This window comes from Hymenobacter translucens (assembly GCF_020685205.1).
In the GTDB taxonomy this organism is placed as follows: Bacteria; Bacteroidota; Bacteroidia; order Cytophagales; family Hymenobacteraceae; genus Hymenobacter; species Hymenobacter translucens.
The window spans coordinates 48,246-60,958 of the sequence record NZ_JAJERB010000003.1; the positions used below are offsets into that span (position 1 = coordinate 48,246).

The following is a 12,713-nucleotide window of genomic DNA, read 5'->3' on the forward strand; positions in this document are numbered from 1 at the left end:
CCTCCCGTCATGAAAAAGCTGCTTTCCTTCTTCCCTGCTCTGCTTGCCCTGGTGCTGCTCAGCAATTTCGTCGATGGCCCCGCCGGCTACCAGGTAGGCGATAAAGTCACAGACTTCAAGCTGAAAAACGTGGATGGCAAAACGGTGTCGCTGGCCGACAACAAGGCGGCCAAGGGCTACATCGTGGTGTTTACCTGCAACACCTGCCCCTACGCCAAGGCCTACGAAAGCCGGATTATTGAGCTGCACCAGAAGTACGCGCCCCAGGGCTACCCCGTGGTAGCCATCAACCCCAACGACCCGGCCGTGGCGCCCGGCGACTCCTTTGCCGACATGAAGGCCCGCGCCGCCAGCAAGAAGTACCCGTTCCCTTACCTGCAGGACGAAACCCAGCAGGTAGCCCGCACCTACGGCGCCACCCGTACGCCCCACCTCTACGTGGTTACCCGCCGGGGCTCCGACTTCGTGGTGAGCTACATCGGCGCTATCGACGACAACTCGGAAGATGCCAAGCAGGTCAAGACCAGGTACGTGGAGCAGGCCATGACCGACATCCTGGCCGGTAAGCCCGCCGCTACCAGCTCCACCAAAGCCATTGGCTGCACCATCAAGTGGAAGAAAGCCTAGCCTAAGCAGGGCTGGCCTTAAAAGCCGGCTTTTCGTACGAAGTGCACCTACTTCTGAAAGCCCTTTGTCATGCTGATGGCAAAGGGCTTTTTACTTTGCTTGACCCAGCGCCCTGCTCCCGACTTCCAGCACGATCTTACCGGTGTGCGCGCTGCTTTCCATCAGCTCGTGCGCGGCGGCGGCTTCGCTTAGAGGGAAGGTGGCGTAGATAACCGGGCGGAACCGGCCCGCCGCCAGCAGGGGCCAGACGTGCTGTTCAACCGCGGCCGCAAGCGCCGCCTTGAACTCTGCGCTGCGCGGGCGCAACGTGCTGCCGGTGATGGTAAGGCGCCGCCGCATGATGTCCAGCGCGTTGAACCCGGCGTTAAACCCGCGCATGGCGTTGATGAACACCAGCCGCCCGTCGTCGCGCAGCAGCTTCAGGTTTTTTGGGATGTAGTCGCCGCCAACCATGTCCAGAATTACGTCGGCGCCGGCCTCCCGAAGCACGGCTTCGAAGTCCTCGGTTTGGTAGTTGACGCAGCGTGCGGCTCCCAGCCTCTCGCAGGCGCGGCACTTTTCGTCGGTGCCGGCGGTGGCGTAGACCGGGGAGCCCAGCGCGGCAGCCAGCTGAATGGCGGTGATACCGATACCGCTGCTGCCGCCGTGCACCAGCAGCGTTTCGCCCGGCTGCAGCTGTCCGCGCTGAAACACGTTGTGCCACACTGTAAACACCGTTTCCGGCAGCGAGGCGGCTTCGGTCATGCTCCAGCCCGCGGGTACAGGCAGGCAGTGGCGGGCATCCACCACGGCATACTCGGCGTAGGCCCCGGCGGCCAGCAACGCGCACACGGCGTCGCCGGGCTGCCAGCGGTAGACCTGGGCGCCGCAGCGCTCAATGATGCCGGCCAACTCCAGACCGGGTATCAGCCCGGCGACGTCGCCCGCGCCGCCGTACCGGCCCTGGCGCAGCAGCACGTCGGGGCGGTTGATACCGGCGGCATGCACCCGAATCAACACTTCGTGCGGGGCTGGTTCGGGTGCATGCCGCTGCTGAAGCTGCAATACGGCGGCGCTGCCGGGCTCGGTAATGACAATGGCATTCATGGGGCGCGGGGAATGGCGGTTTACGGCCGATATACGTTGTTTGCCGGACAATGCTGCCGGATTGACCCGGCCCGGGGCAACTCCCGGGCCGCGCGCCGGGTATTACTGCCCAACGCTCCCTGCTCCGCTTTCCGACCATGATGAAGCCTCCGTTCCTGCCGCCCCTGCTGAATGCCGCCAAAGCCACCGGGCTCTACGCCTGGCAGACCGGCATCCTGTTTCGCAAAATTGCCCGCAACGCCCTCGATACCGTGCAGGAAGTGCTGCGGGCGGAAATCAAGAAAGGCAACGTGCAGCTGGTAGCCGACTTCCTGGCCGGCAAGGCTTTGCCCGCTGCCCGCTCCCTGCTGCTGAAGCGGATGACGGCTATGCTGCTGGTGCGCATTGGTCTGCGCGGCGCCCTGGCATCGAATGTGGTGGGCTGGATTTTGCCCTTCGTGCTTGAGCGCCTCATACGGGTGGGCGTGCAATCCGGCTTCTTTGACAAGGTGAAGGCCAACTCCACCGTCGCCGAAGCCCTGCAGCGCCTCGATGAGCTGAAGCGGGCGACCTGGAAGGTTATTTCTCCGGATGCGGGCTCCGGCGCCGAAGTGCTGCCCGACGAGGAAGAGCCCCAGGCGCAGCTACCATCCGGCACAACTAAAAAGCCGCAGCCCTAAAACCAATGTCATCCTGAGCTTGCAAAGGACCTTATCACGTCTGATCTAGTCGTTGTAATGTCAATCGTCCTGTCAAGATAAGGTCCTTCGCTCTGCTATGCGCCGCTCAGGATGACATTGACTTTAGTGCCTACCAGCACGACCCGAAAAGGCACAAAAAAAGGCGCCCCACCCGGAACGCCTTTTTCTTACTAAGCCCTGGACCGAAGAAATTTCCCACCCAACTTCGGTCCGGCTCCGTCCGCTGATTAGTGCCGGAACATCAGTTCACGGTACTTGACCAACGGCCAGTCCTCATCGGCCACCATCAGCTCCAGCTTGTCAGCGGAGCGGCGGATGGCGTCGAAACATACTTTTACCTGGTCGCAGTAGGCAATGGCGCGCTCCCGGGTATCTTCAATCTTGTTGGCCACCTTGCGGCGCTGCACCATCTCGTCCACCGTTTTCTTGATGGTGGTGATGTGCCGCGAAATGGCTTTAATGGTATCCACCGTCACCTGCGAGTTCTCGTCGTCGAGGCCCAGCTCACGCAGGCCGCGGACGTTGTCGATCAGCTTGGTCTGGTAGGCCACCGCCGTCGGAATGACGTGGTTGATGGCCAGGTCGCCCATGGTGCGGCTTTCAATCTGAATCTTCTTGATGTAGTCTTCCAGCAGAATCTCGTGACGGGCGTGCAGCTCGACGTGGGAGAAGATGCGGTGACGGGCAAACAGGTCAGCGGCGTCCTCGCGGATCAGCGCGTCCAAAGCCTGGGGCGTGGTGCGCACGTTTGCCAGTCCGCGCTGGGCAGCCTCGTCTTCCCACTCCTGCGAGTAGCCGTTGCCTTCGAAGCGGATGGCTTTCGACGAAATCACGTACTCGCGCAGCACTTCAACGATGGCTACTTCCTTTTTCTTGCCCTGCTCGATGAGCTCGTCGACCGAGTCTTTGAAGTCGATCAGCTGCTCGGCCACGATGGTGTTCAGCACCGTCATCGACGAGGAGGAGTTGGCCGAGGAGCCCACGGCGCGGAACTCGAATTTGTTGCCGGTGAAAGCAAACGGCGAGGTACGGTTCCGGTCAGTGTTGTCGAGCAGGATGGCGGGAATCTTGTCGATGCCCAGCTTCAGGTAGATGTTGTCGCCTTTGTCGAGGGGCAGCTTGGCGGTGCGCTCGAGTTCGTCGAGCACGCTGTTGAGCTGGGAGCCCACGAATACCGACATGATGGCCGGGGGCGCTTCGTTGGCGCCGAGGCGGTGGTCGTTCGAGGCCGAGGCGATGCTGGCGCGCAGCAGGTCGGCGTAGCGGTGCACGGCCTTGATGGTCGTGATAAAGAACGCCAGGAACTGCAGGTTTTCCTTGGGCCGGCGGCCCGGAGCCAGCAGGTTCACGCCGGTGTCGGTGCTCAGGGCCCAGTTGTTGTGCTTACCCGAGCCGTTGACGCCGGCATAGGGCTTCTCGTGCAAGAGCACCTTGAAGTGGTGCTTCTCGGCGGCGCGCTCCATGATGTCCATCAGGAGCTGGTTGTGGTCGACGGCCAGGTTGGCGTCCTCGAACGTCGGGGCGCACTCAAACTGGTTCGGCGCTACTTCATTGTGGCGGGTCCGAAGGGGAATACCGAGGCGGTTGGATTCCTCTTCAAACTCCACCATGAACGCGTGTACCCGGCTGGGGATAGAGCCGAAGTAATGGTCTTCAAGCTGCTGGCCTTTCGCTGGGGCATGGCCAAACAGGGTGCGGCCGGTCATTACGAGGTCTGGGCGTGCATCGTAAAGGGCCTTGTCAACCAGGAAATACTCCTGCTCAATACCGAGTGTTGTATTAACACGCGCAACGTCTTTGTCAAAGTACTGGCATACTTCCAGGGCGGCCCGCTCCAGCACGGCCAGCGACTTCAGCAGCGGTGCCTTGTAGTCGAGGGCTTCGCCGGTGTAGGCCACGAAGATGGTTGGAATGCACAGGGTCTTGGACCCGGCCGTTTCAATCAGGAAAGCGGGCGAGGTGGGGTCCCAGGCGGTGTAGCCGCGGGCCTCGAAAGTATTGCGGATACCGCCGTTCGGGAACGACGAGGCATCCGGCTCCTGCTGCACCAGCGCCGAACCTTTAAAGTTCTCAATCGGCCGGCCATCGGAGTTCAGGTCAAAGAACGAGTCATGCTTCTCGGCGGTGGCGCCGGTCAGGGGCTGAAACCAGTGCGTGTAGTGCGTGGCGCCCTTGGCCATGGCCCAGGTTTTCATGGCCGAAGCCACGGCATCCGCCACCGACCGCTCTACCGGAGTTCCCTGCTTTACTGCTGACTGCAGCTTTTTAAAGTACTCACCCGGCATAGTCGCCCGCATGGCGTCCAGGTTGAATACGTTTTTTCCAAAGCTGTCAGACCGGCGCTCTGTATAAACCTGCGGGGGCAGCGCCACACGCTTGTCTACCAGTTCGAGTGCCTTAAAACGAAGAATTGCCATGTAGAGGTAAGCGGGTGGATAGGATTATGATGTCAAATTTAGAGAAGTCCATTCAATAATCCCAAACACCCCTTCCAATTTCAGGCATATTTTTTCAAAAACATCAATTTTCACCTCCTACCCCCTTTCACAAAGGGGTACTTTTTCTAAAAATTTGATTTCCGCAAACGTTTGCGGCTCCTGCCTTTCAAATCCGCCCAGCTCTTTCCGGTGGCCGGTTGGTTTCCTTTTACCTTTGCCGGGTGAGAAACCGGTTTTCTTTTCAGCTTCGCTACTTCCTGTATTGGCTCCTGTTTTTTGTGGGCGCCAAAGTTTTGTTTCTTTTCTACCACGCCGGTAAAACGGCCGCGCTGCCGGCGGCCGACGTGCTGGGCACGCTGGGCTACGGCCTCCGGCTCGATGCCTCGGCCGCAGCCTACCTGAGCGCCCTGCCCCTGCTGATTCTTCTGCTCGGCTCCCTGCTGGGCCCCCGCCTGCCCGCCGACCGCCTGATCCGCTTTTACACTGCCGTCATGGGGGTCGTGATGGCCATGTTTACGGTGGGCGACCTGGAACTGTACCGCGCCTGGGGCTTTCGGCTCGACGCCACTCCGCTGCAGTACCTCAATACCCCGGCCGAAATGGCCGCCTCGGCCGGCAGCGCCCCCCTGCTTTTGCTGGTCGCTCTATTTATAGGAGTGCTGCTGCTGGCCTGGAAGCTGTATTCCGCGCTGGTGGGCCGGCTGCCGGCAGTTCCTCCGGGCTTCAGTCGGCTGCGGGCCGGCTTGGCCGACGTCCTGCAGCTGGCCCTGCTGGTTGTGCCCCTGCGCGGCGGCACCCAGCAGATTCCGGTAAACCAGAGCGACGTGTACTTCTCGACCCGGCCATTTGCCAACCACGCCTCGGTGAACGTAGCCTGGAACGTCGTTAACTCCCTGGTTCTGCAAAGCAACACGCCCACCGGCTACGATTTCCTGCCTGCCGCTACGGCCGGGCAGCTGGTGGGGCAGCTTTACACCCCGCAGGTACCCCTGCCCGATTCGGCTTCGACCGGTTTGCTCCGCATCCGGCGGCCTAACGTGCTGTTCATTATCCTGGAAAGCTTTACGGCCAAGCTGGTGGGCAGCACGGGGGGTGAAAAGGGCATAACACCCAACCTCGACAGCCTGGCCCGGACCGGGGTGCTATTCACTAATCTGTACGCCGTGGGCGACCGGAGCGAGAAAGGCTTGGTGGGGCTGCTCAGCGGCTATCCGGCCCAGCCCACGACCAGCATCATTAAGTACCCCAGCAAGACCGAGCACCTGCCCCACCTCTGCCGCCACCTCAAGGCGGCGGGCTACCATAGCCACTACTACTACGGCGGGGAGCTGGCCTTTGCCAATATGAAAAGCTACCTGCTGTCGGCCGGCTACGACGCTTTTACCGAGCGGGCCGACTTTCCGCTCGCCCAGCAGAACTCCAAGTGGGGCGCCCACGACCACGTGCTCTTCGACCGGATGCTGCAGGACCTGCCCCGGCAGCGCCGGCCGTTCTTCGTGACGGCCTTTACCCTGAGCAGCCACGAGCCCTACGACGTGCCGATGAAGGCCCGTTTTCCGGGCGCCGACGAGGAAAACCGGTTCCGCAGCTCGGTGCATTACACCGACTGGGCCCTGGGCCGCTTCCTGCGCCAGGCCCGTACCCAGCCGTGGTGGGACTCAACGCTGGTCGTGCTGGTGGCCGACCATGGCCATGCCCTGCCGGGCTGGGAGCAGAACTACCAGCCCACCAAGTTCCGGGTGCCCCTGCTGCTGGCTGGGGGCGCCCTACGGGCCGAGGTCCGGGGCCGGGAAATTGCTACTATCGGCTCCCAGACCGATGTGCCCCCCACGCTGCTAGCCCAGCTCGGCCTGCCGGCCACCGATTACCGCTGGGGCCACAACCTGCTTCACCCCCGGCAGCGTCCGTTTGCCTTTTACTGCTACAACAACGGCTTTGGCCTGACCATGACCGACGGCACGGTGATGTTCGACAACGTGGCCCGGCGGGAAATATGGCGCACCACTCCCCAGGTTACCGACGAGCAGGTGCGGTTCGGCAAAGCCTACCAGCAGGCTTCCTTCGCCGACTTCCTGAGCCGCTGACCCGCCCAGACGCCGCTTCTTTCCAGGAGCCTCCCCGCAATCCTTCATCTTTTATCCTACCATCCCTTATCACCTGCTCCGTGCCCCAGCTGCTGTTTGTTTACAACGCCGACGCCGGGCTGGTGAATGGCGTGATGGACCTTTTTCACAAGCTGCTTTCGCCCCGCACCTACCCCTGCTCGCTCTGCGCCGTCACCTACGGCGGCGTGAGCATGCGGCCCGAATGGCACTCCTTTATAAAGGCTCTGCCAGTAGCGGCCCGCTTCCTTCACCGCGACGAGTTCGTGGCCGCCTACCCCGCGCTGGCGTCGGCCAGTCTGCCAGCCGCTTTCTGGCTTGGGGAAGCCGGTACTCCGGAACCGTTTCTGAGCACAGCAGAAATAGATGGCACCGACCTGGTGCAGCTGATGCGCCTCGTGCAGCAGCGACTGGCAGAAAAGCAGTAGGCTGATAGGGCGGCAATTATGCGTGCCGTATCTTTGCGGTCTTGCTTATGGAAACCAGAAAAGTTGCCTTTTACACGCTGGGCTGCAAGCTCAACTTCTCCGAAACGTCAGCCATTGGCCGGCAGTTTGAGGAGCGCGGCTTCCGCAAAGTCTCCTTCGAGGACGCGGCCGACATCTACGTCATCAACACCTGCTCCGTCACCGACCACGCCGACCGCAAGTGCCGGAAAGTGGTGAAGGAAGCCCTGAAGCATAACCCTGACGCTTTCGTCACCATCGTGGGCTGCTACGCCCAGCTGAAGCCCCGGGAAATTGCCGAAATCCCCGGGGTGCACGCCGTACTGGGCGCCGCCGAGAAGTTTCAGCTGGTTGATATCCTGGCCGGGTTTGAGAAGCCCGCGGCCGGGCCGGGCACCGTGTACGCCAGCCCCATTGCCGAGGCTACCGAGTTTCACGCCGCGCACAGCTTCGGCGACCGGACCCGCACCTTCCTGAAAGTGCAGGATGGCTGCGACTACTCCTGCTCGTTCTGCACCATTCCGCTGGCCCGGGGCAAAAGCCGTTCGGGCAGCGTGCAGAGCGTAGTAGAGCGGGTGCAGGCTCTGGCCCAGACCGACGTGAAGGAAATCGTGCTCACAGGCGTCAACCTCGGCGACTTCGGCCTGCAGGGCCCCGACCGGGAGCGGCTCGAGAACTTCCACGACCTGGTGCAGGCCCTCGACGAGGTCGACGGCATCAACCGGTTCCGCATCTCCTCCTGTGAGCCCAACCTGCTCACCGACGACATTATCCGCTTTGTAGCGGGGTCCAAGCGGTTTATGCCCCACTTCCACATCCCCCTGCAAAGCGGGTCGGACAAGATCCTGGGGTTGATGCGCCGCCGCTACCGCCGCAGCCTGTATGCCGACCGGATTGCGCTGATCAAAGAGGTTATGCCTCACGCCTGTATCGGCGTGGACGTCATTGTGGGCTTTCCCGGGGAAACCGAGCAGGACTTTCTGGAAACCTACCAGTTTCTGAACGAGCTGGACGTGAGCTACCTGCACGTATTTCCCTACTCGGAACGAGCCAACACCTTAGCGCCATCCCTGCCGGGTGCGGTACCGGGCTCGGAGCGCCACCGCCGCACGGCCATGCTGCGCAGCCTCTCGGAAAAGAAGAAGCGGTTTTTCTACGAGCAGCACCAAGGTGCTGAAACCGAGGTTCTGTTCGAGGACGACGTCACGAATGGTGTAATGGAAGGCTTCACCCCCAACTACATCCGGGTAGCGGTGAAATATGATCCGCTCCTGGTAGGGGAAATGAAGCGGCTGCGGCTGACGAGTGTGAATCCTCAGGGGCAGATGGAAGCCGAGGAACTGGGCATCGAAGCCTTTCACCACGCCTAGGCATACTACCCAGACCAAAAGAAAAAGCCCCGACTCACGTCGGGGCTTTTTCTTTTGGCTACTAATCAGAAGCGGCCGGCAGAATTGACTAATTGGATATCTGCCGCTGCATTAGCTCCAGCATCTGCTGCATAAGCCGCTGCTGTTCCACCAAATGCTGGTTGCGCTGCTCAGCCAACGCAAGCTGGTGGCTTAGCTGCTGAGCATACAGCGCGGCCTCCCAGCCAGCCGGTGGGCCAGAGGGTTCGTGTTGGGTGGCAGAAGCCGGAGCCGGTTCCGATTCGGTGCCGGGGGCTGGCCGATCAGGACCGGCTGAAAGCAGAGCGGGCTGGGGCTTGGTAGCTTCTGGTTCGGCAGCTACCACCGGCGACTCAGCGGCCTCGGGTAAATGGTTGCTACCGGCCGGTGCACTGGGAGCTTCCGCTGCAACAGGCCTCGGCGGGGCCAACAAGTCCAGATAACGTGGCCCGGAACCAAGCATCATCCATTCCTTTGAAACATTTGGATAAGTCATAAAAAATGCTTCAAGCAGATCAAATCCAGGCTTGTTTCGTCCATCCAACAAATGTTGAATCACGGTTGCTGTCTTGCCAATAGAGCGGGCAAAGGCGTTCTTGGATATTCCTAGGTCGTTAATAACCAGGGCGAAACGCTGCGCAATATTTGTTTGCATTTGGGGTAAAATCCTATTGATACGCCAAATGTATAACAACTTTTCATACCCCAGCAAAACCTTGCCTGGTTCAAGAGCATTTGATAACTATTTCCATTTGCATTAGTTAAACATTTATTCAAAAGAATAACAAACAGCACCTGTCTAGAGAGCAGAATTTTTCCTTTCTGCATTCTGCGGCGTGAGCCCGCACATGGACAATACCGGCTGCCCAAGTTTTGCAGAGAGCTTGCTGTACCAAAAAGAAGGGTTCCGTTACGGTTTAGCTTTCCTGGAGAGGGCTGTAAAGGCGTTCCTTGTCAGAATTATTGAAATTCTTTGGAAACTATTATTCTTTTTTTTCACATTTGCCCTACGCTCTGGCGGAATACCTTCTTCCGCCCATCTACTCCTAGCCTATTGCCTCAGTAAGTAGAAGGGACTCCCCCTTCTAGCTTTTCCCAGGACTCACCTTGCTCTTTTTCCGGCAGGCGTGGGGGGCTACACTATTGCCTGAGCCCCGCCCGCGTCGGCCTTCACCCTTCCAACCTTTTTTCATGGAACCATTTATCGGCGAGATTCGCCCATTTGCGTTCGGCTATGCTCCAAACGACTGGATGCAGTGCCAGGGTCAGCTGTTGTCTATCCGGCAGTACACCGCCCTGTTTTCCATTCTCGGCGTCCAGTACGGAGGAGATGGGGTCAACACGTTCGCCCTGCCTAATCTGGCTACCCGGGTAGCGGTAGGAATGGGAGCCGCCCCGGGCCTCACCCCTTATGTAGTTGGCCAAACGCTGGGCGTAGCCTCGGTAACTCTCACTCCGGAGCAGATGCCGGCGCACGTCCACGCTGTTACCGGCCCGTTGCAAACCACCAACGCCGAGGGTGGCACCGCCGACCCTACCAACGCCTACCTGGCCAATGCTACCACGGAGGAATATGGCGACGCCAAAACCGGCACTATGGGAGCGGGCATCGTGAAAGGCGGCCCCACCAACAGCACGGGCAACAAGCAGGCCCATAACAACCAGATGCCGTCCCTGGCCATCAACTACTGCATCGCCCTGGTCGGGACCTTCCCGCCCCGCAGCTAATCTCCTTTGCTACACTTCTACCGCAAAAAGTATGGATCCCTACATTGGTGAAATCCGCCTGTTCGCAGGCAACTACGCGCCCGACCAATGGGCCCTCTGCAACGGTCAGCTGCTGCAGATTTCCGAATACGATGCCCTGTATGCGCTGCTGGGAACCACCTATGGCGGCGATGGTCAAACGACCTTTGGCCTGCCCGACCTGCGCGGCCGTGTGGCCGTGGGTGTCGGTGCCAGTGCCTCCTCGGGCACCCGCTACGTGACCGGGCAGTTGGGCGGCACCGAGCAGGTGACGTTGACCAACGCCAATCTGCCCGTGCATACGCACACCGAAACCCAGCCCACGACCCTGGTCGTGAGTGCAGCCCCGGGCACCCGCAATGACCCGACCAATGCCACGTTTGCCAAAAGCAACAACCTGTTCTACGGCAGTAGTCTGCCCGTCACCAAGCAGGCGACGGCCTCCGATACCGTGCAGGCCGCTACCGTGCCCACGGGGGGCAGCCAGCCCCACGAAAACCGCCAGCCCCTGCTGTGCATCAACTACATTATGGCCCTGAACGGGGTCTGGCCGAGCCGTCCCTGATCCGGCCTTTCCTTTTCCACCTGCTTTTAACTCTTTCTCTATGGATGCTTTTATCGGTGAAATCCGCCTGATGGGTTTTGACTACGCCCCTAACCATTGGGCCCTCTGCCAGGGCCAGCTGTTGCCTATCAGCACGAACCAGGCCCTGTATTCACTGCTGGGCACTACCTACGGCGGCGATGGCCGAACAACCTTTGCCCTTCCCAACCTGAACGGCCGGGTACCGATGGGCGTAGGTAACGGAACTATGCTGGGCACGGTGATGGGTTCGGAAACGGTGACGCTGACGATAGACACGATGCCGGCCCACATTCACGCGGGCATCAGCGGGACGCTGGCCACCGCGCTGGGCGGACTGGAAACCTCCCCCAACAACCACTACCCCAGCGACGGGGAACCAAACCAATACGGCCTAAGCTCGGCCAGCCCGGCCACGATGGCAGCCGACGAGCTGAAGGTGACGATTGCGAATGCCGGGGGCAGCCAACCTCACGAAAACCGCCAGCCCTTTATGGCGCTGAACTATGCCATCTGTATAAACGGCTACTTCCCGCCCCGCTCCTAACGCGTCGCAGTCAGCAAAATAGACCGTCCCGGTAACTGGTATGCTTACTGGTCACCGGGGCGGTCTTTCATTCTAGAAGTCATACATTTACAGGAATGTCCATTGCCGTTATCTTGAGCAGCTCCCTGGGCTTGCCCGCCCTGCACGAGCTGGTTGCCCGGAAGGCTGTGGTGGCCGTGGCGGTACCCGTAACGGGACATGAAGAGCAGGAGCAGCTGGCCACGCAGGCTACCGCGGCCGGCTGGCCCGTGGTGCGCCTTACCCGGCCGGGGCTGGCCGCCGAGTTGCTGACCTGGCTGGCCGACTGTCGCCCCAGGGCCGTGCTGGTGTTTACGTTGCCGTGGCGCATTCCGGCCCGGGTGCTGGCCCTCGGGCCGGAGCTGGGCTTTCTGAACGTGCACTTCGCCGCCCTGCCCACCTACCGCGGGCCCGAGCCCCTGTTCTGGCAGATCCGCAACGGCGAGACGGCCGGGGCTGTCACCATCCACCGCATGGAAGCCGACTTCGATACCGGTCCCGTGCTACTCACTGAGCCGGTAGCCATTGGCCCTCACGAAACGCATGGCCTGCATCGCAGCCGGCTGGCGCTGGCCGCCGCTGGCCTGATGCCGCGCCTGACGGCGGCAGTGCTCGGTCAACAAACACTGGAAGTACAAGCTCAGGACCCCACTACCGCAAAGTACTGGCCCCGCCCCTCCCTGGCCGACGTATGCGTGCGCTGGGAGGAGCCGGCGGACTCTTTGTACCGGCTGGTGCGAGCTACCAACCCCTGGAACCGGGGGGCCCTGGCCACGGTGCGCGGGCAGGTCCTGCGGCTGCTGGCGTGCACGCCCCTGCCCGGGGCTGGGCACGTCCCGCCCGGTACGCTGGTGCACGCATCAGCCGAAAATGGCGTGCTGGTAGCCTGCGGCCATACCGATCTGCTGCGCCTCGACGTGGTGGCCCTTGAGGAGGGCTACTTCAGCGGGAGCCAGTTGGCTACGCTGGGCCTGCAGCCCGGGGAAGTTCTGGGTAATCCGCTTTCCATCCCCGTTCCGCTGCCCGCTATGGCCACGCCCGTTTGATTTATC

The 12,713-nt window shown here is 61.2% G+C and carries 12 protein-coding genes; 9 read left to right on the top strand and 3 right to left on the bottom strand.

Annotation, left to right across the window (positions count from 1 at the left end):
* Positions 1–9 precede the first annotated feature (9 nt).
* The gene (locus LJY25_RS07375) at positions 10–627 is read left to right on the top strand and encodes a thioredoxin family protein (RefSeq protein ID WP_227607678.1); all 618 of its coding nucleotides are present in this window, start codon (positions 10–12) and stop codon (positions 625–627) included.
* 90 nt (positions 628–717) lie between these two features.
* On the opposite strand, the gene LJY25_RS07380 is transcribed toward LJY25_RS07375, so the two are convergent.
* On the bottom strand, positions 718–1,713 hold the full coding sequence (locus tag LJY25_RS07380) for an NAD(P)H-quinone oxidoreductase (RefSeq protein WP_227607679.1): 996 nt from the start codon (positions 1,711–1,713) through the stop codon (positions 718–720).
* Between the two features lie 137 nt (positions 1,714–1,850).
* Here LJY25_RS07380 and LJY25_RS07385 point away from each other — a divergent pair, with 137 nt between their 5' ends.
* Positions 1,851–2,372, top strand: coding sequence for a hypothetical protein (locus LJY25_RS07385; protein ID WP_227607680.1), 522 nt, complete (start codon positions 1,851–1,853; stop codon positions 2,370–2,372).
* 248 nt (positions 2,373–2,620) lie between these two features.
* Here the strand turns inward: LJY25_RS07385 and LJY25_RS07390 are convergent, their stop codons facing one another.
* On the bottom strand, positions 2,621–4,810 hold the full coding sequence (locus LJY25_RS07390) for a glutamine synthetase III family protein (protein ID WP_227607681.1): 2,190 nt from the start codon (positions 4,808–4,810) through the stop codon (positions 2,621–2,623).
* A gap of 242 nt (positions 4,811–5,052) precedes the next feature.
* On the opposite strand from LJY25_RS07390, the gene LJY25_RS07395 reads away from it, so the two are divergent.
* The 3 genes from LJY25_RS07395 (at position 5,053) to mtaB (ending at position 8,749) form a co-directional block, all read left to right on the top strand.
* Complete coding sequence (locus LJY25_RS07395) at positions 5,053–6,915, top strand: LTA synthase family protein (protein WP_227607682.1); 1,863 nt, start codon at positions 5,053–5,055, stop codon at positions 6,913–6,915.
* Between the two features lie 80 nt (positions 6,916–6,995).
* A complete protein-coding gene (locus LJY25_RS07400; protein WP_227607683.1) occupies positions 6,996–7,361 on the top strand; it encodes a hypothetical protein in 366 nt (121 codons plus the stop codon).
* 47 nt (positions 7,362–7,408) lie between these two features.
* Positions 7,409–8,749, top strand: coding sequence for a tRNA (N(6)-L-threonylcarbamoyladenosine(37)-C(2))-methylthiotransferase MtaB (gene mtaB / locus LJY25_RS07405; protein ID WP_227607684.1), 1,341 nt, complete (start codon positions 7,409–7,411; stop codon positions 8,747–8,749).
* Positions 8,750–8,837: 88 nt separating this feature from the next.
* Here the strand turns inward: mtaB and LJY25_RS07410 are convergent, their stop codons facing one another.
* Positions 8,838–9,422, bottom strand: a complete 585-nt coding sequence (locus LJY25_RS07410) for a hypothetical protein (RefSeq protein WP_227607685.1) — start codon at positions 9,420–9,422, stop codon at positions 8,838–8,840.
* A gap of 536 nt (positions 9,423–9,958) precedes the next feature.
* Between LJY25_RS07410 and LJY25_RS07415 the strand changes: the two genes are divergently transcribed.
* The 4 genes from LJY25_RS07415 to LJY25_RS07430 all read left to right on the top strand — a co-directional run bounded on the left by LJY25_RS07415 (position 9,959) and on the right by LJY25_RS07430 (position 12,707).
* The gene (locus LJY25_RS07415; RefSeq protein WP_227607686.1) at positions 9,959–10,495 is read left to right on the top strand and encodes a phage tail protein; all 537 of its coding nucleotides are present in this window, start codon (positions 9,959–9,961) and stop codon (positions 10,493–10,495) included.
* A gap of 31 nt (positions 10,496–10,526) precedes the next feature.
* Positions 10,527–11,078: a phage tail protein gene (locus LJY25_RS07420; protein ID WP_227607687.1), complete on the top strand. Its 552-nt coding sequence runs from the start codon at positions 10,527–10,529 to the stop codon at positions 11,076–11,078.
* Between the two features lie 40 nt (positions 11,079–11,118).
* On the top strand, positions 11,119–11,643 hold the full coding sequence (locus LJY25_RS07425) for a phage tail protein (RefSeq protein ID WP_227607688.1): 525 nt from the start codon (positions 11,119–11,121) through the stop codon (positions 11,641–11,643).
* Between the two features lie 95 nt (positions 11,644–11,738).
* Entirely contained in the window at positions 11,739–12,707 is a 969-nt protein-coding gene (locus LJY25_RS07430; protein ID WP_227607689.1) for a methionyl-tRNA formyltransferase, read from the top strand.
* Positions 12,708–12,713: the final 6 nt, after the last annotated feature.